We start from the raw sequence: 22,477 nt of genomic DNA on the forward strand, positions 1-22,477 counted from the left end.
ACGAGCCTATGTGCCGCGGCGCCGATGTGTGATCAGGCGGCGGAGCGCAGCTTCGGCAGCACCTCGGCGCCGAACGTGTCGATGAAGGCGCGCTGCTCCTGCCCGACGTGGTGCAGCGCGATCTGGTCGAAGCCCAGCGCCACGTACTCCTCCAGCCAGCCGATGTGCCGTCCCAGGTCGGCGGAGACGTTCACCGTCTCGGCGACCTTCGACATCGGCACGTCGGCGCTCGCCACGTCGAAGTGCTCGGGGGTTTCCAGATCCCAGCAGACCGGCGGCGCGAACACGTTGCTGCGCCACTGCTCGTACGCGATCGCCTCGGCCTGTTCCTGCTCGGGCGCCCAGCTCACGTGCACCTGCAGGTGCAGCGGGCCGCGTCCGCCCGCGTCCCGGTAGGCGTCGATCATCTGCCGCAGGTGCTCGACCGGCGCGTTGACGGTGATCAGTCCGTCCGCCCACTCGGCGCACCAGCGCGCGGTGGCGACGCTGACCGCGGCGCCGACCAGCGCGGGCGGCTCCTCCGGCCGGGTCCACAGCTTCGCCCGGTCCACTGTGACGAGGCCGTCGTGGCTGACCTCCTCGCCGGCGAGCAGCGCCCGGATCACGTCGACGCACTCGCGCAGCCGGGCGCTGCGGACGTCCTTGCGGGGCCAGACCTCGCCGGTGATGTGCTCGTTCGCGGCCTCACCGGTGCCCAGCGCGGCCCAGAATCGTCCCGGGTACATGGCGCCGAGCGTGCCGATGGCCTGCGCGATGATCGCCGGGTGGTAGCGCTGGCCGGGCGCGTTCACCACGCCGAAGGACAGGTTCGTGGCCTGGAGCGCGGCGCCGAGCCAGGACCAGGCGAACCCGGACTGGCCCTGCCGCTCGCTCCACGGCGAGAAGTGGTCGGAGCACATGGCCGCGTCGAAGCCCGCGCGCTCGGCGTGGATCACCGCCTCCAGCAGCCGGGCCGGGTGGATCTGCTCGTGGGATGCGTGGAAGCCGAACGCCGTCATGGTGGGCACTCCTACCCACCACGGGGGAGATGTAAGCAGGGGCCCCTTCTTGACGCCTCCGGTAGAGGAAGGGGCCCCTGTTAACACCTCACTCGGAGTGCGCCCCGGCGCCCGCGCCGGCCTGGCCCTCGCCGATCCACACGGTCTTGGTGTTGCAGAACTCGCGCATCCCGGCGGCGGACAGCTCGCGGCCGTACCCGGAGTTCTTCACACCGCCGAACGGCAGCTCCGGGTAGGACGTGGTCATGCCGTTGATGAAGACGTTGCCGGCGTCCAGGTCGACGGCGAAGCGCTCCTGCTCGGCCGGGTCGTTGGTCCAGGCGTTGGAGCCGAGGCCGAAGCTGGTGCCGTTGGCGACAGCGATCGCCTCGTCGTACGAGCCGACCCGGTAGAGCCCGGCGACCGGCCCGAACACCTCCTCGCTCCACATCCGCATCTCCGGGCGCAGGTCGGTGACCACCGTCGGCGGGTAGTACCAGCCGTCCCCGGCCGGCTTCTCGCCGCCGCAGAGCACCGTCGCGCCCTGGTCCACCGCGTCGGTGACCTGGGCGTGCACCTCGTCGCGGCCGCGTTCGCTGGCCAGCGGGCCGACGTCGGTGCCGTCGTCCATCGGGTCGCCGACGCGCAGCGCCGCCATCCGGGCGGCGAACTTCTCGGCGAACGCGTCGAAGACGTCGGTGTGCACGATGAACCGCTTCGCGGCGATGCAGGACTGCCCGTTGTTCTGGCAGCGGGCGGTGGTGGCGACCTCGGCGGCGGTGTCCAGGTCGGCCGAGGGCATCACCACGAACGGGTCGCTGCCGCCCAGCTCCAGCACCGTCTTCTTGATCTCCCGGCCGGCGATCTGGGCGATGGACCGGCCGGCCGGCTCGCTGCCGGTGAGGGTGGCGGCGCGTACCCGGGGGTCGCTGAGGATCCGGTCGACCGCGTCGGAACCGACCAGCAGCGTGGTGAACGCGCCCTCGGGGAAGCCGGCCCGGCGGAACAGGTCCTCCAGGTAGAGCGCGGTCTGCGGCACGTTGGAGGCGTGCTTGAGCAGGCCGGTGTTGCCCGCCATCAGCGCCGGGGCGGCGAACCGCATCACCTGCCACAGCGGGAAGTTCCACGGCATCACCGCGAGCACCGGGCCGATCGGCTGGTAGCGCACGTACGCCCGCTTGGCCTTGACCGCGGCGGCGTCGGCGGGCTCGTCGGCGAGCATCGCCGGCGCGTTGTCGGCGTAGAAGCGGCAGGCGGTGGCGCACTTGGTGACCTCCGCCTTCGCGGCGGCGTACGTCTTGCCCATCTCGGTGGTCATCAGCCGGGCCGTCTCGTCGCGCTCGGCGTCGAGCAGGTCGGCGGCGGCGGTGAGCCAGCGGGCCCGCTGCGCGATGGCGGTGTCGCGCAACTGCCGGAAGGCGAGGTCGGCCCGCTCGATCGCGGCGTCGATCTGCTCGTCCGACATCGCCTCGTACGTCTTGAGCACCTGTCCGGTGGCGGGATTTGTGGTGGCGATGGGCATCTCGTACTCCTGTCACTCGAACAGCGAGTGCCGCACGCCCGGTTCCTCCCGGCGGCGCGCGGCGCGGCGGCGCTGGATCACGACCAGGTCGACCACCGCCACCACGGCGAGCAGCGCGCAGACGACACCCAGCCAGGCGATGCCGGCGGCGAACGCGAGCACCGCGAAGACGGTCATCACGACCAGACCGAACGTGGCGAGCGCGAGCCGCAGGTTCAGCGCGCTGTTCGCGTGGCCGACCGTGCCACGGGCGCGACGGGGCTGTGATCGGGTCATTCCTGGGGCCTACCCCGGCACGGGCGGGGATAACCGGTCGGCGCGGGAACGCCGGTGATCCGGGACACCCGGCGGGCAGGCGCCGGATGCGCCCGGCGGGCGGGTGCGTTACATCGGTGCGCCGGTACCGGCGGAGATCCCGCGGACGGTGGAGAGGATGGCATGACCACGACGCAGGCCGTACCCGTGACCGTCGCCGTGTCCCGGCGCGCCGACCCGGCGCGTACCGACGAGGTGGTGGCGTGGATGCGGGCCGGGACGGCGCTCGCGGAGAGCTTCCCCGGCTTCCTCGGCGCCGGTTTCGTCCGCAGCGCCCCCGGCTCGGGCGAGTGGCACGTGATGTACCGCTTCGCCGACGCGGACACGCTGCGCGGCTGGGAGGACTCGCCGCAGCGGCGCTGGTGGCTCAGCTCGGCGCAGGGCATCGTCGAGCACACCCGGGTGGAGCGGCGCACCGGCATCGAGGGCTGGTTCGACCCGCCGGTGGACCACGTGGTCGAGACGTTCGGCGAGCCGGAGCCGGCCGCGCCGCCGCGCTGGAAGCAGGCGGTCACGATCTGGCTGGCGTTCTTCCCGCTCAGCCTGGCCGCCACGCTGCTGACCACCCGGTTCCTCGCCGGCGTGCCGCTGGCCGGGCGGACGCTGCTGATGACGCTCGTGCTCACCCCGCTGATGACCTACCTGGTGCTGCCCCGGATCACCCGGTTGCTGCACCGGTGGCTGCACGGCCGGCCCGCGCCGACACGACAGATGTGAACGACGGTGGTCGATGCCCGATAGCCGACAGAACCGCCGCCGGAGCCCCGCCGGGGCATAGGGTCGACGCGCCCGTTGCCGCCGCCGGACGGGGGACCGATGAGACGCTGGATCACCGCACTGGCCTGCCTGGCGGCGCTCGTCGCGCTGGCCTGTGACGGCTCCGGCGACGCGTCGCCCCGGCCCTCCGGCACGCCGCGCCCCGGCGAGCCCGGGGTGCTGGTCGCGCTGGGCGACTCGGTCACCACCGGCTACGGCTCCTGCCTGGTGCTGGTGAGCTGCGAACGCCACTCCTGGTCGACCGGGGACGGCCTGCGGGTGAAGAGCCTCTACCGGCGGCTGCGCGCCGACGCGCCGGGGCTGCGGGCGTACAACCGGGCCGCGCCGGGAGCCCGCGCGGCCGCGCTGACCGGCCAGGCCCGGTCGGCGGTACGCGACAAGGCCGACCTGGTCACCGTGCTGATCGGAGCGAACGACGCCTGCCGGGGCGACGTCGACGACATGACACCCGTCGCCACCTTCCGCGACCAGGTCGACGCGGCGCTGGGCGTGCTGCGCGAGGGCCGCCCCAAGGCCCGGGTGCTGGTGGTCAGCATCCCGGACCTGTACCGGCTCTGGCAGATCGGGCACACCGAGCCCCGCGCCGTGCGGGCCTGGTCGCGGGGCGTCTGCCCGTCGCTGCTCGCAGGCGCCACGTCGAGAGCGCCCGCCGCGGAGGCCCGCCGGGCCCGTTTGAAGGACCGGATCGAGGCGTACGACGGGCAACTGCGCGCCGCCTGCCGGGCCTACGGGTCACGCTGCCGGTGGGACGGCGGCGCGGTGCACCGCCACCGCTTCACGCTGGACCAGGTCAACGCGCTGGACTGGTTCCACCCGAACGCGGCCGGGCAGAGCCGGCTGGCGGAGGTGGCCTGGAACGCCTCCGGCTGGTCAGGGCTGACGCGGGCCCGGTAGCTGCTGCGGGCCGGCGGCGCGGTAGAGGGCGCGCGTACGGTCGGCCAGTTCCTTCGTGGCCGACGAGTTGGCCCAGGTGCCGAGCACGATCGCGGCACCCGGTACGACCTTGGCGAACATCCGCTTGGCGGCGCGCACCCCGGCCATCCTCGCCAGCCGGACGCCGAGCTGGAGCATCACCCGGCCCAGCGCGCGGTCACCGGCGGCGCCGAACAACGCCCCGGCCCGCTCCCGGCCGGCGGCGACCCCCAGCGCGAGGCGGGCGGTCGTGGCGGCCTTGTGCACCCGCTGGAGCACCAGCAGGTCGGTGGCCCGGTCGGGGTGCGCCGGGTCGGCGCCGTAGGCGGCCGCGACGTGCAGCACCAGCCGGGCCTGGGTCCAGGCCAGCACGCCCACGTCGATCACCGCGCCGGGCAGCCCGGCCGCGCCGGACACCGCACCGGAGAGCCGGGCGTGGTTGACGAACTTGCGGACCGCCTGGTCGGCGAGCTGCTCCGGTGGCACGCCCGGCCGCAGCGCGCGCTCCCGGGCGGCCCACTGGGCGGCTTCCGGGCCGAGCCGGCGTACCGCCTCCAGGGCCAGGTGCTCCGGCGCGTACTGCGGGTCCTCCCGCATCCGGTCCCACAGCTTGGCCGGTGGCGCCTCGGGCACCTCCACCGGCGGGACGGGGGCGGTGGGGACGGCGTTGGGCTCCCCGTCGACGGGGGCGGGGTCGGTCACGAAGGGCTCCGGAGGGCTCGTGCGGCGGGGGTGACGCGGGTCAGCGCCGGCGCGACTGCAGCCGGGTCGCGATCTGCCGCAGCCGGGCCTGGTTCTCCGGCTTCGACATCTCACGCCGGCCGCGATCGACCAGCTGCTGGCCCCGCGGCGATCGCAGGAAGGCGGTGATCCGTTGCATCAGCGACATGAGGGTCCTCCCGTCCCGCGGTCCCCTTCATGTGTACCTGGGACCGGCAAGCCCTCTGATACCCGAATCGGTCCTTCGGCAACCACCCGTCCGGGTCAGCCCAGGATCTCGGCCACCACTTCGCCGGCCCGCCACTCGTGCTGGGCGTACGCGTCCGGGAACGCCGAGATCTGCACCGCCTGGGCGGCCACCGAGAGCGGCAGGTCCTGCCAGCCGGGGATCTCGGCCAGCGCGGACAGGAACGCCTTCGTCGCGTACTCGGGGTCCATGAGCTGCTCGACGGTGCCCCAGCCGCTGCTCGGACGCTGCTGGAACAACCCGACCGAGTCGTGGTCCCAGCCGATGGCCTGGTGCGGGTAGCTCTGCGACTCGGGCAGCACGCCGCTGGCGTAGTTGAGCAGGGTGCTCTCCTGCATGGCGGTCGCCACCGCGATGACCAGGGCGCGGCGCGGCATGCCCATCTCCTTGCCGGCCTGCACGATCTTCTTGGCGTTGTTCATCTGGGTACGGTCCAGGCCGGCGACCGGGACGATCTGCCGGACGGTCTTCTTCGGCTTGGGCTTCGTGGTCGCCTTCGGGCTCGCCGTCGCGGACGGGGTGGCGCTGGGGGTGGCGGGGGCGGTGCTCGGCCGGGCCATGGCCCGGGAGGCCGGGTCGACCGCCGCGCGCTCGGCGACCTCCGCCGAGGGCGCCGGGTCGGCGGCGCGGTCCGGGGCGCCGAAGCCGGCCTGGCTGACGCCGACCAGGCCCAGGCAGCAGGCGGCGCCGGTGGCGACCGCCAGCTTCGTCCGGCCGGGCCGGGGGTTCGTGGGTGCCCAGAAACGGGTACGCCGGACCAGTCCCCGGAGTGTGGTCAACCGGTTGGTGGAGGGGGTATCGTCCGAACGGTCAGCCGGGCGGCCGGAGCCGAACGGGTCGTCGAGGTTGCCGTCGTTACGCATCCGACGAGGCTAGGCAGGGCAAACCGGGATCACCCAGGCCCAAAGGGTGGCCCTCGCCACACTCTGGCTGTCGCAATCCGGGCATCGCACCACAGCCCGTCGCAGTGCGCGGCAGACCTCGGGAACCGGGCCAATCACCCGTGCGCCCGGGTCGACCACGAGGCGGGCACGAACCTCGCAGAGCTCCCGGTCCCGCCCGATGATCGACTAACTCGTCCGTTCGGACGATCCGGATATGGGTCGCCGGACCGGGGCGTAGCCGAATCGTGATCATCATCCGGGCATCGGATGTGCCGTAACGGAATGGACCACCCGCCCCGGTACGTTGGCCGAATCGGGGAGGCCGCACGCTCGGCGCTCCCCCGTACGCGTCGACAGGGAGGACCCCACCGGTGCTCGATCCACACGAGCTCTACGAACTCACCGACGAGCTGCCCGAGCTCGGCCAGCCGGTGCTGATCCAGGCGCTCACCGGCTTCGTCGACGCCGGAAACGCCACCCGGCTGGCCCGGGAACAGCTGCTCACCTCGCTCGACGCCCGGGTGATCGCCCGCTTCGACGTGGACCAGGTCTTCGACTACCGCTCCCGCCGCCCGGTGATGACGTTCGTCGAGGACCACTGGGAGTCCTACGACGCCCCGGCGCTGGAGCTGCACCTGCTGCGCGACGACGACGAGACCCCGTTCCTGCTGCTCACCGGCCCCGAGCCGGACCTGCAGTGGGAGCGTTTCGTGGCCGCCGTCGCCGGGCTCTGCGCCCGACTCGACGTCCGGCTCACCGTCGGGCTCAACTCGATCCCGATGGCGGTGCCGCACACCCGGCCCAGCGGCGTCACCGCGCACGCCACCCGCAAGGAACTGATCGCCGGACACGAGCCGTGGTTGCAGAAGGTGCAGGTGCCGGCCGGCGTCGGCCACCTGCTGGAGTACCGCCTCGGCGAGCAGGGGCGCGACGCCCTCGGCTTCGCCGCGCACGTGCCGCACTACGTGGCCCAGGCCGAGTACCCGGCCGCCGCCGAGGCGCTGCTGTCCGCCGTGTCCCGCAGCACCGGCCTGCTGCTGCCCGTCGAGACGCTGCGCACCGCCGCCGAGGCGGTCCGGGTGGAGATCGACCGCCAGGTCACCCAGACCGAGGAGGCGGCGACGCTGGTCCAGGCGCTGGAGGAGCAGTACGACGCGTTCGCCCGTGGCCGGGGCGAGAAGAACCTGCTCGCCGGCGAGACCGGGCCGCTGCCCACCGCCGACGAACTCGGCGCCGAGCTGGAACGCTTCCTCGCCGAGCAGACGCGCCCCGGCGACACCCCGGAGCGCTGACCGGGCGGGGCGGGCGGGGATGCGGCAGGCTGGGGGCATGCGCCTGGCGACCTGGAACGTCAACTCGGTGAAGGCCCGCCTGCCCCGGCTGCTCGACTGGCTGGCCACCACGAAGCCCGACGTCGTGTGCCTGCAGGAGACCAAGTGCCCCGACGGGGCGTTCCCGGTCGCCGAGGTGGGCGAGCTGGGCTACGAGGTGGCCAGCCACAGCGACGGGCGGTGGAACGGCGTGGCAGTGCTGTCCCGGGTCGGGCTGGCCGACGTGGCGGTCGGCTTCCCGGGCGAGCCCGGGTTCCCCGAGCCCGAGGCCCGCGCCATCTCGGCCACCTGCGACGGGCTGCGGGTCTGGTCGGTGTACGTGCCGAACGGCCGCGCGCCGGACGACCCGCACTACGCGTACAAGCTGGCCTGGTTCGCGGCGCTGCGCGACGCCCTGGAAGCCGAGGTGGCCGGTCCCCTGCCGGTGGCCGTCTGCGGTGACTTCAACGTCGCGCCCACCGACGCCGACGTCTGGGATCCCGCGCTGTTCGTCACCTCCACGCACGTCACCCCGGCCGAACGGGCCGCCCTGGCCGCGCTGCGCGACCTGGGACTGGAGGACGTGGTGCCGACGCCGATGAAGGGGCCGCACCCGTTCACGTACTGGGACTACCGGGCCGGGATGTTCCACCAGAACAAGGGCATGCGGATCGACCTGGTGTACGCCAGCGCGTCGTTCGCCCGCGCGGTCCGCTCCGCGTACGTGGACCGGGAGGCCCGCAAGGGCAAGGGCCCCTCCGACCACGCCCCGATCGTGGTGGACGCGGACCTGGTACCGGCCGTCGAGACGTTCTGAGTCCAGGGCTCGTTAGGGTGGACCCATGGCTGTCGTGAAGATCAACGCGATCGACGTCCCGGCCGGTGCCGGCGAGGAACTGGAGAAGCGGTTCGCGGGCCGGGCCGGCGCGGTGGAGAACTCCCCCGGCTTCCTCGGCTTCGAGCTGCTGCGCCCGGTCGCCGGGGACACCCGCTACTTCGTGTACACGCGCTGGGAGAGCGAGGAGGCGTACCAGGCGTGGGCGCAGGGCCCGTCCCGGGCCGCGCACGCCGAGGGCGGCGAACCCCGCAAGCCCGTCGCCACCGGCGCCACCCTGCTGGAGTTCGAGGTGGTCCAGCAGGTCCCCGCCACCCCCTGACCCCCTTTTCTTTCCGGTCGATCATGAAGTTGGCGGCGCCAGGCGTCCGTTTCGTCACCGCCAACCTCATGATCGACGTGGTCAGGGCCGGGGCGCGCGCAGATCTTGGAAGATTTGGGCCCCCATAGGGGCCGTTTCCTACCAAGATCTCCCACGGTCCCGGCGCTCCGCGTCTCCGCTCGGCGATCATGAAGTTGGCGGGGACGAAGCGGGCAACCTGCGCCGCTAACCTCATGATCGACGTGGTCAGGGCGGGTCGGGCAGGCCGGGCGGGAGCGGTCAGCGAGCGAGGGACGCGAAGACGATCACGTTGTCCTGGTAGCCGGTCCGGCCGCCTACCCACTCGCCGCCGCAGGTGATCAGGCGCAGCTCGGCCGGGCCCGAGTCGCCGTAGACCCGCGCGGCCGGCAGGTTCGCCTTGTCGAAGTACTCGACGCTGTCCACCCTGAACGTCACCACGCTGCGGTCCGCGCGGGTCACCGTGATCTTGGCACCCGGCTTGAGCGAGCGCAGCCGGTAGAAGACGGCCGGGCCGCTCTTGGTGTCGACGTGACCCACGATGATCGCCCGGCCCGGGTCGCCGGGCACCGCTCCCCTGTCGTACCAGCCGGTCTGGTCGTGCTCGGTCAGCGGCGGTACGTCCACCGACCCGTCCTTCGCCTGCCCGACCGGGGTGACCGGCGCGTTGACCTTGATGGCCGGCACCGACAGGCGTACCGGCCGGCTCGCGGGCTTCCGGACCGGCGCGGCCGCACTCGCCGGTGCCGCCCCGGCGCCCGAACCGCTCGACCGGCTCGACTCGGTCGACGCGTCGGCGAAGTCGAACGGCCCGGCCGTGCGGCCGAGTCCGGCGCCGGTGGCGAACACACCGACCAGCACCAGCACCACTGCCAGCGGCTTCGACCAGGAACCCCGGCCCCGATCCCCCCTGCCCGGCGACGCCGGTGGCGGCTCGACCGGCGGCGGCCCGGCAGGCCGTGGGCGCAGGGTCGGCGGATCAGCCGACGGCGGGTACCACGGTCGCGACGCGGCAGGCGGCGGCATCCACGGCCGCGCCCCGGAGACCGGCACGGCCGGCGAGCCGGCGGTCGGCCCGCTCCGGCTGGCGGCGGCCGGGTCAGCCCTGGAGGGCCGGGCCGCATCGACGGACGGCGAGCCGGCCCGCGACGGACGAGCCACCTCGGCGGGCGAGCCGACCCGAGGCGGGCGAGCGGCGTCGACGGACGGCGAGCCGGCCCGCGACGGACGAGCCACCTCGGCGGGCGAGCCGACCCGAGGTGGGCGAGCGGCGTCGGCGGGCGGCGCGGCGGGCGGGGGCAGGGCCAGGAACGACCGGCCGGAGCGCCGGGATCCGGCGGACGGCGGAACGATGTGCTCGGCCATGGCGGGCCTCAGCGTCCGGCGGCGCCGCGGGCCTGCCGGCGGGACGCGGCCACGCCGAGCCCGGCGCCGACCACTGTGACCGCCAGCCCCACCGGCACCAGCAGGCCACCGAGGTCGGGACCGGCGGTGCCGCCGAAGCCGGTCGCCGGGCCGCGGCTGGGCAGATGACTGGGCCCGTGGCTCGGCTGCCGGGTGGGCTGTCCCTGCTTCACCACCTGGAGCATGGTCGAGGCGGTCTCCCCGCCCGGGCACTCCAGCTTGACCCGGTAGTTGCCGGGCCGGGTGCGCTCGTGGACCATCGGCGAGGCGGTGAGCAGGCCGCGCTGCGGCTGCACCTGGATCTTGCCGAACGCGTCCGAGGTCACGATCGCCGGTACGGAGTTGTTCCGGCAGCTCGCCCTGATGCCGACGAGGTAGCCGGGCGAGACGGTGCCCGGGGTGACCTCCACGAAGATCACGTCGGCCGGGGGCTGTTCCGGCACCGGTTCGGCGGCGCGCGGCGCGGCCTGGGCGGGCAGCGCGCCGACCAGCGGGGCGGCGCACGCGGCGACCGCGACCAGCAGCGCCTCACGTACCCTCAACGACCCCATGACCCCTCCCGGCGTACGGGATGAATCCTCTCACCCCCGGCCGCACATCACATCCGATCCGGGCTAGGCTCGGCTCGTTGTGACCCTCACCGACCTTCCCGCCACCCGCATCCGCACCTTCCATCCGCGTCGCGGACGGATGAGCGAGCGGCAGCGCGACGCGCTGGACCGGCTCTGGCCCGCGTACGGCCTCGAGATCGCCGCCCTCGACGGGGCGTGCGATCCGACGGCGCTGTTCGGACGACGGGCGCCGCTGGTGCTGGAGATCGGCTCCGGCATGGGCGACGCCACCGCCGCCATGGCGGCGGCCGACCGGGACCGACACTATCTGGCGGTCGAGGTCCATACGCCGGGAATCGCCAACCTGCTCGAGCTGGTCGAACGCCACGGTCTGGACAACGTGCGGGTGGCCGAGGGGGACGCGCTGGACCTGGTCCGGGCCATGCCCGAGGGCTGCCTGGACGCGGTGCACGTCTTCTTCCCCGACCCGTGGCCGAAGACCCGGCACCACAAGCGGCGGATCATCGCGCCGGCGCACGTGGCGCTGCTGCGGTCCCGGCTGGCGCCGGGCGGCACGCTGCACTGCGCGACGGACTGGGCGCAGTACGCCGAGTCGATGCGCGAGACGCTCACCGCCGACCCGGAGCTGGTCGACGTGTACGGCGGCTACGCGCCGCGTCCGGCGCACCGGCCGGTGACGAAGTTCGAACGCCGGGCGCTGACCGCCGGCCGAGAGGTCTTCGACCTGATCCACCGGCGGCGCTGAAGCCGGTGCGCTGAGCCCTGCGCGCTGAGCCCGGTGCGCTGAAGCCGATGCAGCGAACCCGAGGCGTCGAACCCGGTTGGCGCGGCGCGGTGGGATCCAGGCACGATGGGAGCCGCCATGACTCTCACCGCCGCGCTGCCGAAGACCGCCGACCCCGACACCCTCTACGACGCGTTCGCCTCCTGGGCGTCCGAGCGCGGCCTGGACCTCTACCCCCACCAGGAGGAGGCGGTCATCGAGATCGTCTCCGGCGCGAACGTGATCATGAATACGCCGACCGGCTCGGGCAAGAGCCTGGTCGCGATCGCGGCGCACTTCGCCGCGCTGGCCGACGACCGGACGACCTTCTACACCGCGCCGATCAAGGCGCTGGTCTCGGAGAAGTTCTTCGCGCTGTGCGAGGTCTTCGGCGCGGAGAACGTCGGCATGCTCACCGGCGACGCCAGCGTCAACGCGGACGCGCCGATCATCTGCTGCACCGCGGAGATCCTGGCCAACCTGGCGCTGCGCGAGGGCCGCCGCGCCGACGTCGGCCAGGTGATCATGGACGAGTTCCACTTCTACGCCGAGCCGGATCGGGGCTGGGCGTGGCAGGTGCCGCTGATCGAGCTGCCGCAGGCCCAGTTCGTGCTGATGTCGGCCACGCTCGGCGACACCACCCGCTTCGTCGACGACCTGACCCGGCGTACCGGGCGGCCGACCGCCGTCGTCCGCTCGGCCGAGCGGCCGGTCCCGCTCCTCTTCTCGTACGCGACCACGCCGTTGCACGAGACCCTGGAGGAGCTGCTGGAGACCAAGCAGGCCCCGGTGTACGTCGTGCACTTCACCCAGGCCGCCGCGCTGGAACGCGCCCAGGCGCTGATGAGCGTGAACGTCTGCACGCGCGCCGAGAAGGACATGATCGCGCAGGCGATCGGCAACTTCCGGTTCACCTCGGGCTTCGGCAAGACGCTGTCCCGGCTGGTCCGGCACGGCATCGGTGTGCACCACGCGGGCATGCTGCCCAAGTACCGCCGCCTGGTCGAGACGCTCGCCCAGGCCGGCCTGCTCAAGGTCATCTGCGGTACGGACACGCTCGGCGTCGGCATCAACGTGCCGATCCGTACCGTGCTGTTCACCGGCCTGAGCAAGTACGACGGCACCCGCACCCGGCTGCTCAAGGCCCGCGAGTTCCACCAGATCGCCGGCCGCGCCGGACGGGCCGGGTTCGACACGCTGGGCCGGGTCGTGGTGCAGGCCCCCGAGCACGTGATCGAGAACGAGAAGGCGCTCGCGAAGGCCGGCGACGATCCGAAGAAGCGCCGCAAGGTGGTGAAGAAGAAGCCGCCGGAGGGGTCGATCGGCTGGGGCGAGCCGACGTTCCAGCGCCTGGTCGAGGCCGAGCCGGAGCCGCTCACCTCCAGCTTCCAGGTCAGCCACTCGATGCTGCTCAACGTGATCGGCCGCCCCGGCGACGCGTTCGCCTCGATGCGGCACCTGCTCACCGACAACCACGAGGACCCGGCCGCGCAGCGCCGGCACATCCGCCGGGCCATCGCCATCTACCGGGCGCTGCGCGCCGGCGGCGTGGTCGAGGAGCTGCCCGAGCCGGACGAGACCGGCCGCCGGGTACGCCTCACCGTCGACCTCCAGCTCGACTTCGCGCTCAACCAGCCGCTGTCGCCGCTGGCGCTGGCCACCGTCGAGCTGCTCGACCGGGAGTCCCCGTCGTACGCGCTCGACGTGCTCAGCGTGATCGAGTCGATCCTGGACGACCCGCGCCAGGTGCTGTCCGCGCAACAGTTCAAGGCCCGCGGCGAGGCGGTCGCCGCGATGAAGGCCGAGGGCATCGAGTACGAGGCACGCCTCGAACTGCTCGACGACGTGACCTGGCCCAAGCCGCTCGCCGAGCTGCTGGAGTCCGCGTACGAGATGTACCGGCAGGGGCATCCGTGGGTCGCCGACCACCAGCTCTCCCCCAAGTCGGTGGTCCGCGACATGTACGAGCGGGCCATGACGTTCCCGGAGTACGTCCAGTTCTACGGGCTGTCCCGGTCCGAGGGGCTGGTGCTGCGCTACCTCGCCGACGCGTACAAGACGCTGCGCCAGACCGTGCCGGAGGACGCGAAGACCGAGGAGCTGGTCGACCTCATCGAGTGGCTGGGCGAGCTGGTCCGCCAGGTCGACTCCAGCCTGATCGACGAGTGGGAGCGGCTGCGCAACCCGTCGGACGTGGCCGAGGTCGCGGCCTCGCTGGACGACCGGCCGCCGGCGGTCACGCGCAACGCGCGGGCGTTCCGGGTGCTGGTGCGCAACGCGATGTTCCGCCGGGTCGAGCTGGCCGCGCTGCGCCGCTGGGACCTGCTCGGTGAGCTGGACGCCGGTGACGGCTGGAACGCCGACGCCTGGGCCGACGCGCTGGAGCCGTACTTCGAGGCGTACGACTCCATCGGGGTGGGACCGGACGCGCGCGGGCCCGCGCTGCTGATGATCGAGCAGGGCCGCGAGAGGTGGACCGTCCGGCAGATCCTGGACGACCCGGACGGCGACCACGACTGGGGCATCAGCGCCGAGATCGACCTCGCGGCCTCGGACGAGATCGGCGCGGCGGCGGTCCGGATCACCGACGTCGGCCAGCTCTAGGACTACGCGAAAAAGGGCCGCCCGGGATGTCCGGGCGGCCCTTTTCGTACCCTGGGCGATGTCAGACCTGTCGATTAGAATGTATGTACTAATCGAGCTGCTGACCTGGGAGGATGCTCGTGACTGCGCCCACCTCCGCGACCCCTGTCACCCCCTACGCCACCCTCCTCGGATTCACCCGGTACGTCGACCGCACCGGCCCCACCAAGGCCACCTTCGTCGGCGGGCTGCGCCGGCAACGGGCCAGCCGGCACGGCTTCAACCCGCACGGCCAGTTCGTCAAGGCGCTCAAGGCCGACGTCGCCTTCCATACCGGTGGCACGCACCTGGCGCAGGTCGTCGACCTGGTCAAGCCGCGCTGGCGCCCGCTCTACGAGACGCTCGTGCCGGGCGCGACCCGCTGGCTGCACTCGCTGGGCGAGCCGGCCGGCGTCGACCTGGCCCAGACCCGCGACGCCCTCGCGATGCTGGGTGACCTGCCCGTGAAGATCAACCCACAGTTCGGCGTCCGGTACGCCGACGGCCGGGCCGAGGCGATCCGGCTGCACTTCGACGAGGCGCCGCCGAGTGAGGAGGCCACCCTCGCCACGCTGCACCTGATGGCCCGGCACATGGACGCGGTACTGCCGCACGCCGAGCCGGTCCTGGTCGACGTACGGCGCGGCGAGGCGCACCGGATGCCCGCCGACGTCAAGCCCGAGCAGATCGAGCAGTGGCTGGCCGGTGAGGCGGCCGCGTTCCGGGCCATCTGGTCCACCGCCGCCTGACCGAACGGTCCGATCCGGCTCACCGCCGCCCCACCGAACGGCCGTCCCGCACCCGGGACGGCCGTTCGGCGTGCTGCGCCCGGGGCGACCGACCGGGCCGCAGGAGCCGCCGCAGCGGGCGGCACTGTCCCTCGTGGCGCTTTCCCCTCTGCGCCTCAGATTGGTGGCATATGTGAGTAATAGCCGGGAACAACCCGCCTGACTCCGCCTCGCCCCCCGTTCGTCGTCCCGCCGACCGTCGTCCGTCGAGGAGCACCAGTGGTAACAAACGACTCGCCTGTCGTACCCCCGCTGCGGACCGCCCCCGCCCCGCGCCCGGTACGGGGCCGCCTCATCCTGCTCGGACCGGCGTTCGTGGCCGCGGTGGCCTACGTCGACCCCGGCAACTTCGCCACCAACTCCACCGCCGGGGCGCAGTACGGGTACCTGCTGGTCTGGGTGGTGGTGGCGGCGAACCTGGCCGCCATGCTGGTGCAGACGCTCACCGCCAAGCTCGGCCTGGCCACCGGGCGCAGCCTGCCCGAACTGTGCCGGGAGCACCTGCCCCGGCCGCTCAACCGGGTCATGTGGGCGCAGGCCGAACTGGTCGCCATGGCCACCGACCTGGCCGAGGTGATCGGCGGGGCGGTCGCGCTGTACCTGCTGTTCGGCGTCCCGCTGCTGCCCGGCGGCCTGATCATCGGCGCCGCCTCGTTCGCCGTCCTGGCGCTGCGCGCCAGGGGTTTCCGGTCGTTCGAGATCGCCATCGCCGTGCTGCTCGGCGTGATCGTGCTGGCGTTCGCGGTCAACCTGGTCAGCGCGCAACCGGACGTCTCCGACGCCGCGGCCGGCCTGCTGCCCCGGATGCAGGGCACCGACAGCATGCTGCTCGCCGCCGGCATCCTCGGCGCGACGGTGATGCCGCACGTCATCTACGTGCACTCGGCGCTGACCCCGAACCGCCTGCCCGCCGAGGGCGAGACGCAGCGGCGGGTGATCGCCAAGGGCCTGCGGATCGACGTGCTGATCGCGCTCGGCGTCGCCGGCGCGGTCAACCTGGCCATGCTGCTGGTCGCCGCGAGCAGCTTCCACGGCACCTCGATCCCCGGCACCGACACCTTGGAAGGTGTGCACGCCGGGCTCGCCACCACGCTCGGCACGGCCGCGGCGGTCGGCTTCGCCGTCGCCCTGCTCCTGTCCGGTCTCGCCTCCACGAGCGTCGGCACGTACGCCGGCGAGATCATCATGCAGGGCTTCCTGCGCCGCCGGATCCCGCTGCTGATACGCCGGATGATCACGCTGCTGCCCGCGCTGGTCGTGCTCGCGATCGGCGTGGACCCGACCCGCGCGCTGGTGCTGTCCCAGGTGGTGTTGAGCTTCGGCATCCCGTTCGCGCTGATCCCGGTGGTGCTGTTCACGCGCCGCCGGGACCTGATGGGCAGCCTGGTCAACCGCCGGGCCACCACCGCCGCCGCGGTGGCGATCACCGCGTTCGTGGTGGCGCTCAACGCGTTCCTGCTCTGGCAACTGGCGGGCTGAGACACGCCCGCGCCCGTCCGGCCTGTGCGGCGGGACGGGCGCGGGTGATCGGGGCTCAGGCGGCCAGGTACTTCTCCAGGTCGTCCAGGATCTTGTTGGCGGCGCCCACGCCGATGCCGGTCATCCAGATCTCGTCGGAGACCACGTGCGCCTTGCCGGCCTTGACCGCGGACAGGCCCTTCCACAGCGTGCCCCCGGTGACCTTGGCCTGCTCGGCGGCGGCCTTCTCGCCGTACGCGGTCACGAACACCACGTCGCCGTCGGCCTCGGCGATGCGCTCCGGGCTGACCCGGTCCATGCGCTTGTCCTCCTTGCCAGCGAGCATCTGCCGCTCGGGGCGGCCCAGGCCGGTGTCGCCGACGACGATGCCGGAGAACGAGTCCGGCCCGTACAGGCGGATCTCGGTCGGCATGAAGCGCACGATGGAGACCTTGCGGGACTCCGCGTCGCCGAGCTTGGCGCCGAAGTCCTTCGCCCGCTTCTCGTACTCGGCCAGCAGGTCCTTGGCCTGCTGTTCCTTGCCCAGCGCCGCGCCGTCGAGGAGGAAGTTCTCCTTCCAGGTGATGCCGACCTTCTCGGTGAACACGGTCGGGGCGATCTTGGCCAGCTCGTCGTAGAACTTCTCCTGGCGGAACTTGCTGCCGAGGATCAGGTCCGGGTTGAGCGCGTTGATCGCCTCCAGGTCCGGCTCGGTGAGCACGCCGACCTCGGTGATGCCGGCGAGCTTGTCCGCGCCGAAGTAGGTGGGCCAGCTCTTCGCCTCACCGGCGGTCGCCGCGCCGACCGGGGTGACGCCCAGCGACAGCGCGGTGTCGATCTTGTCGGTGTCGAGCACGACCACGCGCTTGGGCTCGGCGGGCACCTTGGTGGTGCCCATGGCGTGGGTGATCTCCCGGGTCTCCCCGGTACCGGTGCCGGCGACGGGATCGCTCTCCCCGCATGCGGTGAGGCCGGCGCCGAGAGCGAGCGCGGCGGTGAGTGCGACGGCGAGACGACGCATCAGGTTCCTTTCGGTGGTGCGGGTCGGCGCGCTCAGGCGTCGCCGACGGGGGCGCCGGCCGTGGCCGGCGTGACGGCCGGAGCGGCCGAGGTCTGAGTGGGGCCGGCCTGGGCGGGCGCGGTCCGGGTGGACCCGGTCTGGGTGAGGGCCGGCACCACGAGCGGGGCGCCGCTGACCGGGCAGGGCACGACCACGCAGTCCAGCCCGAACACGTCGCGGACCAGGTCCGCGGTGAGGATCTCGCGCGGCTTGCCGGCGGCCACCACCGCGCCGTCGCGCATGGCGATCAGGTGGTCGGCGTACCGGGCCGCCTGGTTGAGGTCGTGCAGCACGGCCACCACGGTGCGGCCGCGTTCGGCGCGCAGCCGGTGCAGCAGGTCCAGCACCTCCACCTGGTGGGCCAGGTCGAGGAACGTGGTCGGCTCGTCCAGCAGCAGCGCGTCGGTGTCCTGGGCCAGCGTCATCGCGATCCACACCCGCTGGCGCTGCCCGCCGGAGAGCGTGTCCACGGGACGGTCGGCGAGCGCGCTGACGTCGGCCAGCCGCATGGCCTCCTCGACCGCCCGCCCGTCCTCGGCCGACCACTGCCGCCACCACCGCTGGTAGGGCTGGCGTCCGCGCCCGACCAGGTCGGCCACGGTGATCCCCTCGGGCACCAGCGGGCTCTGCGGCAGCACGCCGAGCCGCCGGGCCACGTCCCGGGTCGGCAGGTCGCGGATCGCCGCGCCGTCGAGCAGCACCGCGCCGCGCCGGGGCGTGAGCAACCGGGCCATCGTGCGCAGCAGCGTCGACTTGCCGCAGGCGTTCGGTCCGACGATCACGGTGAACGTGTCGGCCGGCAGGTCGAGGTCGAGTCCGTCCAGCACGGTGCGGCCCTCGTAGCCGACGACCAGGTCGCGGGTGGACAGCAGCGCGGTCACGACCGCCTCCCTCGGGTGCGCAGCAGCACGAAGATCAGGTACGGCCCGCCGATCGCCGCGGTGAGCACGCCGGCCGGCAGTTGGGTCGGCGCCAGCAGCCGGCGGGCGCCCAGGTCCGCGAGGACCAGCAGCAACGCGCCAAGCAGCGCGGCGCAGAGCAGCGGCGGACGCTCGGCGCGGACCAGCCGGCGGGCCACCTGCGGGGCCACCAGTGCGACGAAGTCGACGGCGCCGACCTGGGCGGTGACCATCGCGGCGGCCAGCACACCGGTGCCGGCCAGGCCGAGCCGCCGGGCCACCGGCCGCAGGCCGATCCCCCGCGCGGTGTCGTCGTCGAGTGCGCTGCTGCGCAGCGCCCACCCGGCCCAGAGCAGCACCGGCAGCAGCACGGCGAGCGTGCCGGCGATCCAGGCCGCCTCGCTCCACCCCTTGCCGGCGAGCGTGCCGATCAGCCAGATCTGGGCGCGCAGCCCGTCGATCGGGTCGGCGGTGAGCATCACCACCTCGATCAGCGCCCGGAACGCGAACGCCACCGCCACACCGGCGAGCACGAACCGCTGGGCCGCCAGGCCGTGCCGGGCGCCGAGCGCGAACACCGCCACCGCCGCGGCCAGGCCGCCGAGCAGCGCCGCCGGCGCCACCAGCACCGCCGCGGCGCCGCTGGTCAGCGCGATCGTCGCGGCCAGCCCGGCGCCCTGGGTGACGCCGATGACGTCGGGGCTGGCCAGCGGATTGCGGGCCACGCTCTGGATCAGCGTGCCGGCCACGCCGAAGGCCGCCCCGGCCATCGCCGCGAGGACCGCGCGAGGCAGTCGCAGGTCGCGCACCACGAGGTCGTACGGGGTACCCGCGCCGGAGAGCGACCGCACCACGTCCACCGGGGCGACGTACGGCGTACCCAGCGACAGGCTGACCACCACCGCGAGGCAGAGCAGCACGAACAGCACCACCGCCACCACGACCGGCCGCCACCGGAACGGCACCACGACGGCTCCGACACGCAGCACCCCGCGCCCGCGCGGCCTGCCTCCCCCACCTCGTTGATCTTGCGCTTCGGGCCCTTGAGGTGCCCGGAATGTCCCGTCCGCCGGGGCAGCGAGTGCAAGATCGCGGGCGTGGGGGGTGGGCCGGGTCATGTCGTTACCGTCTTGGCTCGGTGGACCAGGAAGGCCAGGAGGGGCGCGCCGAGCAGGGCCGTGATGATGCCGGCGGGGATCTCGCCGGGCGGGGCGACGAGGCGGCCGGCCACGTCGGCGGTGAGCAGCAGCGCGGGGCCGAGCAGGGCGGCGACCAGGAGCGTCCACCGCTGGTCCGCGCCGACGAGCGCCCGGGCCAGGTGCGGCACGGCCAGCCCGACGAAGGCGATCGGCCCGGCGGCGGCCACCGCGGCGCCGGTGAGCAGCACCCCACCGGCCCCGGCGGCGATCCGGACCAGGGCGACCCGGTGTCCGAGTCCCCGGGCCACGTCGTCGCCGAGCGCGAGGGCGTCCAGGCCACGGGCGGCGAGCGCGGCCAGCAGCACCCCGGCCATCACGAACGGCAGCACCTGCCCGGCCACGCCGACATCCCGGCCGGTCAGCCCGCCGACCACCCAGAAGCGGTACTCCTCGAACGTGCGGGCGTCGATGCTGAGCAGCGCGTACACCAGGGCGCCGAGACCGGCGTCGAGGGCCGCGCCGACGAGCGCGAGGGTGACCGGGCTGGCGCCCTCGCGGGCGCGGTTGGCGACGGCGAACACGAGCAGCCCGGTGAGCAGCGCGCCGGCGATGCCGAACCAGACGTACCCGGCGAGCGTGCCCACCCCGAACACGGCGATGGCCAGGACCACGCCGAACGAGGCTCCGGCGCTGATGCCGAGGATGCGCGGCTCGGCCAGAGGGTTGCGGGTGACCGCCTGGAACAGCACCCCGGCCAGCGCCAGCGCGAGGCCGACGACGAGCCCGAGGACGGTACGCGGCAGCCGCAGTTCCCGGACCACAGTGGTGGCGTCGCCGCCATCCGGAGAGACGAGCGCGTGCCACACCTGGTCGACGGGGAGGTGCCGGCTGCCGAGCGCCAGGCTGGCGAGCAGCGCCAGCAGGAGCAGGAGTGCCGCCGCCACGGTGACCGCGACGCGGCGGACGGTGCCGCGGCGGACGGGGGCCCCGGCCCGCGCGGGCCGGACGGCGACGGTGGTCACGAGGGGTTTCGCCTTCCGGTTAGGTGCGCCTTACCTTAGCTGACCTGCTAAGGCGTACCTGAGCGGGTTGCGCCTCCACCAGGGGGAGGCGCAAAGGTGGATGCCATGGACGGTGCGGAGCACTACTCGATTGGTGACCTTGCCCGGCGGGCCGGGCTGCCGGTGAAGACCATCCGGTTCTGGTCCGACCGCGGCATCGTGCCGCCCACCGACCGGGGACCGGCCGGTCAGCGCCGCTACGACGCGGCCGCGGTGGCCCGGCTCGACCTGGTACGGACATTGCGCGAGTTGGGTGTGGACCTGCCCACTGTGCGCCGGGTGGTGACCCGGGAGGTCACCCTGGCCGAGGTCGCCTCGGCGCACGCGGACGCGCTGACCGCGCAGATCCGGCTGCTGCGGACGCGCCGCGCGGTGCTCACGGTGATCGCCCGGCGCGGGGCCACCCCGTCCGAGGCCGAACTGCTGCACCGGCTGGCCGGCCTGGTCGCGCGGGAGCGACGGCGGCTGGCCGACGAGTTCCTCGACGCGGCGTTCGGCGGCCTGACCGATCCGGGGTTCGTGGGCATCCGCCGGTCGCTGACGCCGGAGCTGCCGGACGATCCGGACGACGCCCAGATCGAGGCGTGGGTGGAGCTGGCCGAGCTGGCTCTGGACCCGGGATTCCGGGCCGGGCTGCGCTGGCTGGTCGAGCAGCACGCGGCGGACCGGGCCGGCGTCGAAGGCGTGCGCCGGGACGTGGTCGCCGTGGTCCGGGAGGAGGTGGCCCCGGCGCTGGCCGCCGGTGTCGAGCCGGCCTCGCCCGGCGCCGATGCCGTCCTGGCCCGGGTCGCGGAACGGTACGCGCGCCTCTGTGGCCGGCCGGACGACGCCGACCTGCGCCGGCGGATGCTGGACCGGTTGCGGACCGCGCGCGACCCTCGCCGCGAGCGGTACCTGGAGCTGCTCTCGCTGGTCAACGGCTGGCCACCGGCCGAGAGCCTGGCGCCGGTGCTGGACTGGTCGATCCGGGCACTACAGGCCCGGCAGCACCTAGCCTGAGGTCATGCGATTCGACAGGCACACGGTGGTGCTCCTGGTCCGTCCGGACGACGCGCCGGAGCTGCCGCCCGACGCCCTCGACCGGATCCAGGACGCCCACCTGGCGCACCAGGCCGGGCTGGTGGAGCAGGGCGCGGTGCTCGCGGCGGGGCCGTTCCTGGACGGCGACGACGGGCGCGTCCGCGGTTTCGTGGTGCTGTCGGTGGACCCGCAGATGGCCCGTGAGCTGTACGCCAACGACCCGGCGGTCCGCGCGGGCCGGCTCGTCGCGCAGGTCAGCAGCTGGATGGTGCCGGAGGGCCAGGTCCGCTTCGAGCGGGTGCCGGTGCCCCGCTCGATGCTGGAGGCCGCAGCCGGCGACTGAGCGTCGCGGGCGCGGGTCAGTCCTCGGCGGCCTGCCGGACTCCCGGCACCACAGGGGTGGGCCACAGCGGGGCACGCGGTCCGGCCGGCACCTCGACCTGCTGGTCCGACCAGACGTACGTCTCGGGCAGCAGGTCTGCGATCGGGACCGCGCGCAGCCCGTCGGGCGGGCCGACGATCACCTTGATCGACGGAAAGTAGTCGAGCAGCACCTGACGGCAGCGCCCGCACGGCGGCAGGACGCCCCGGCCCCGGTCCCCCACCGCGACGATGGCCTCCAGCTCGCCGGCGCCCTGGGTCGCGGCGGCCCCGAGGGCCACCACCTCGGCGCACGGGCCGCCGGTGAAGTGGTAGACGTTGACGCCGCTGAACACCCGGCCGTCGGTGCTGCGTACGGCGGCGGCGACGGTGTGGTTGTCGCTGCGGCAGCGCAGCTTCGCGACGGCGGTGGCGGCCTGCACGAGCGCCCGGTCGGTGTCCCGCATGATCATCCCCACCTCTCGTCGGACC

At 73.6% G+C, this 22,477-nt stretch carries 23 protein-coding genes and 1 pseudogene; 11 read left to right on the forward strand and 13 right to left on the reverse strand.

Annotation, left to right across the window (positions count from 1 at the left end; translation table 11 throughout):
* Positions 1-32: 32 nt before the first annotated feature.
* The 3 genes from O7604_RS28770 to O7604_RS28780 form a co-directional block, all read right to left on the reverse strand.
* Positions 33-998, reverse strand: coding sequence for a TIGR03885 family FMN-dependent LLM class oxidoreductase (locus O7604_RS28770; RefSeq protein WP_281578381.1), 966 nt, complete (start codon positions 996-998; stop codon positions 33-35).
* A gap of 88 nt (positions 999-1,086) precedes the next feature.
* On the reverse strand, positions 1,087-2,499 hold the full coding sequence (locus tag O7604_RS28775; protein WP_281578382.1) for an NADP-dependent succinic semialdehyde dehydrogenase: 1,413 nt from the start codon (positions 2,497-2,499) through the stop codon (positions 1,087-1,089).
* Positions 2,500-2,511: 12 nt separating this feature from the next.
* The gene (locus O7604_RS28780) at positions 2,512-2,775 is read right to left on the reverse strand and encodes a DUF6343 family protein (protein WP_269700639.1); all 264 of its coding nucleotides are present in this window, start codon (positions 2,773-2,775) and stop codon (positions 2,512-2,514) included.
* Between the two features lie 162 nt (positions 2,776-2,937).
* Here O7604_RS28780 and O7604_RS28785 point away from each other — a divergent pair, with 162 nt between their 5' ends.
* Both O7604_RS28785 and O7604_RS28790 read left to right on the forward strand, forming a co-directional pair.
* A complete protein-coding gene (locus O7604_RS28785; RefSeq protein ID WP_269700641.1) occupies positions 2,938-3,531 on the forward strand; it encodes an antibiotic biosynthesis monooxygenase in 594 nt (197 codons plus the stop codon).
* A gap of 99 nt (positions 3,532-3,630) precedes the next feature.
* A complete protein-coding gene (locus O7604_RS28790) occupies positions 3,631-4,485 on the forward strand; it encodes a GDSL-type esterase/lipase family protein (protein WP_269700643.1) in 855 nt (284 codons plus the stop codon).
* Here O7604_RS28790 and O7604_RS28795 read toward each other — a convergent pair.
* The 3 genes from O7604_RS28795 to O7604_RS28805 all read right to left on the reverse strand — a co-directional run bounded on the left by O7604_RS28795 (position 4,462) and on the right by O7604_RS28805 (position 6,333).
* Positions 4,462-5,205, reverse strand: coding sequence for an EcsC family protein (locus O7604_RS28795; protein ID WP_269700644.1), 744 nt, complete (start codon positions 5,203-5,205; stop codon positions 4,462-4,464). The two genes, O7604_RS28790 and O7604_RS28795, sit on opposite strands and share 24 nt — an antisense overlap.
* A gap of 40 nt (positions 5,206-5,245) precedes the next feature.
* Positions 5,246-5,392: a hypothetical protein gene (locus O7604_RS28800; protein WP_166456378.1), complete on the reverse strand. Its 147-nt coding sequence runs from the start codon at positions 5,390-5,392 to the stop codon at positions 5,246-5,248.
* A gap of 95 nt (positions 5,393-5,487) precedes the next feature.
* Positions 5,488-6,333, reverse strand: coding sequence for a peptidase M23 (locus O7604_RS28805; protein WP_269700645.1), 846 nt, complete (start codon positions 6,331-6,333; stop codon positions 5,488-5,490).
* A 392-nt stretch (positions 6,334-6,725) separates the two neighbouring features.
* Here O7604_RS28805 and O7604_RS28810 point away from each other — a divergent pair, with 392 nt between their 5' ends.
* From O7604_RS28810 to O7604_RS28820, 3 genes are read left to right on the forward strand one after another with little or no spacing between them, the layout of a single operon-like run.
* The gene (locus O7604_RS28810; RefSeq protein WP_120570641.1) at positions 6,726-7,646 is read left to right on the forward strand and encodes a PAC2 family protein; all 921 of its coding nucleotides are present in this window, start codon (positions 6,726-6,728) and stop codon (positions 7,644-7,646) included.
* 37 nt (positions 7,647-7,683) lie between these two features.
* Positions 7,684-8,481: an exodeoxyribonuclease III gene (locus O7604_RS28815; RefSeq protein ID WP_281578383.1), complete on the forward strand. Its 798-nt coding sequence runs from the start codon at positions 7,684-7,686 to the stop codon at positions 8,479-8,481.
* 25 nt (positions 8,482-8,506) lie between these two features.
* The gene (locus O7604_RS28820; protein ID WP_281578384.1) at positions 8,507-8,821 is read left to right on the forward strand and encodes an antibiotic biosynthesis monooxygenase; all 315 of its coding nucleotides are present in this window, start codon (positions 8,507-8,509) and stop codon (positions 8,819-8,821) included.
* A gap of 279 nt (positions 8,822-9,100) precedes the next feature.
* On the opposite strand, the pseudogene O7604_RS28825 reads toward O7604_RS28820, so the two are convergent.
* Both O7604_RS28825 and O7604_RS28830 read right to left on the reverse strand, forming a co-directional pair.
* Positions 9,101-9,739 (reverse strand): annotated as a pseudogene (locus O7604_RS28825) (class F sortase); the annotation flags it as partial.
* Positions 9,740-10,212: 473 nt separating this feature from the next.
* Positions 10,213-10,794 carry a hypothetical protein gene (locus O7604_RS28830; RefSeq protein ID WP_281578385.1) on the reverse strand — a complete coding sequence of 194 codons (582 nt, stop codon included), beginning with the start codon at positions 10,792-10,794 and terminating at the stop codon, positions 10,213-10,215.
* 79 nt (positions 10,795-10,873) lie between these two features.
* Between O7604_RS28830 and trmB the strand changes: the two genes are divergently transcribed.
* The 4 genes from trmB to O7604_RS28850 all read left to right on the forward strand — a co-directional run bounded on the left by trmB (position 10,874) and on the right by O7604_RS28850 (position 16,467).
* On the forward strand, positions 10,874-11,560 hold the full coding sequence (gene trmB, locus O7604_RS28835) for a tRNA (guanosine(46)-N7)-methyltransferase TrmB (protein ID WP_281578386.1): 687 nt from the start codon (positions 10,874-10,876) through the stop codon (positions 11,558-11,560).
* A 117-nt stretch (positions 11,561-11,677) separates the two neighbouring features.
* Positions 11,678-14,182, forward strand: a complete 2,505-nt coding sequence (locus O7604_RS28840; RefSeq protein ID WP_269700654.1) for a DEAD/DEAH box helicase — start codon at positions 11,678-11,680, stop codon at positions 14,180-14,182.
* Between the two features lie 119 nt (positions 14,183-14,301).
* Positions 14,302-14,949: a hypothetical protein gene (locus O7604_RS28845; protein WP_281578387.1), complete on the forward strand. Its 648-nt coding sequence runs from the start codon at positions 14,302-14,304 to the stop codon at positions 14,947-14,949.
* A gap of 258 nt (positions 14,950-15,207) precedes the next feature.
* A complete protein-coding gene (locus O7604_RS28850; protein ID WP_281578388.1) occupies positions 15,208-16,467 on the forward strand; it encodes an Nramp family divalent metal transporter in 1,260 nt (419 codons plus the stop codon).
* Between the two features lie 55 nt (positions 16,468-16,522).
* Here O7604_RS28850 and O7604_RS28855 read toward each other — a convergent pair whose 3' ends face one another.
* From O7604_RS28855 to O7604_RS28870, 4 genes are all read right to left on the reverse strand, one after another.
* Complete coding sequence (locus O7604_RS28855) at positions 16,523-17,467, reverse strand: iron-siderophore ABC transporter substrate-binding protein (protein WP_281578389.1); 945 nt, start codon at positions 17,465-17,467, stop codon at positions 16,523-16,525.
* A 32-nt stretch (positions 17,468-17,499) separates the two neighbouring features.
* Positions 17,500-18,387, reverse strand: coding sequence for an ABC transporter ATP-binding protein (locus O7604_RS28860; RefSeq protein WP_269700658.1), 888 nt, complete (start codon positions 18,385-18,387; stop codon positions 17,500-17,502).
* On the reverse strand, positions 18,384-19,373 hold the full coding sequence (locus tag O7604_RS28865; RefSeq protein WP_281578390.1) for an iron ABC transporter permease: 990 nt from the start codon (positions 19,371-19,373) through the stop codon (positions 18,384-18,386). The genes O7604_RS28860 and O7604_RS28865 overlap by 4 nt, the downstream gene beginning before the upstream one ends.
* Before the next feature lie 146 nt (positions 19,374-19,519).
* On the reverse strand, positions 19,520-20,566 hold the full coding sequence (locus tag O7604_RS28870; RefSeq protein ID WP_281578391.1) for an iron ABC transporter permease: 1,047 nt from the start codon (positions 20,564-20,566) through the stop codon (positions 19,520-19,522).
* Positions 20,567-20,671: 105 nt separating this feature from the next.
* Between O7604_RS28870 and O7604_RS28875 the strand changes: the two genes are divergently transcribed.
* Both O7604_RS28875 and O7604_RS28880 read left to right on the forward strand, forming a co-directional pair.
* Complete coding sequence (locus O7604_RS28875) at positions 20,672-21,604, forward strand: MerR family transcriptional regulator (RefSeq protein ID WP_281578392.1); 933 nt, start codon at positions 20,672-20,674, stop codon at positions 21,602-21,604.
* Positions 21,605-21,608: 4 nt separating this feature from the next.
* On the forward strand, positions 21,609-21,968 hold the full coding sequence (locus O7604_RS28880; RefSeq protein ID WP_281578393.1) for a YciI family protein: 360 nt from the start codon (positions 21,609-21,611) through the stop codon (positions 21,966-21,968).
* A 16-nt stretch (positions 21,969-21,984) separates the two neighbouring features.
* On the opposite strand, the gene O7604_RS28885 is transcribed toward O7604_RS28880, so the two are convergent.
* Entirely contained in the window at positions 21,985-22,452 is a 468-nt protein-coding gene (locus O7604_RS28885) for a cytidine deaminase (protein WP_228532080.1), read from the reverse strand.
* Between the last annotated feature and the right edge of the window lie 25 nt (positions 22,453-22,477).

The organism is Micromonospora sp. WMMA1947 (assembly GCF_027497355.1).
GTDB lineage: Bacteria > Actinomycetota > Actinomycetes > Mycobacteriales > Micromonosporaceae > Micromonospora.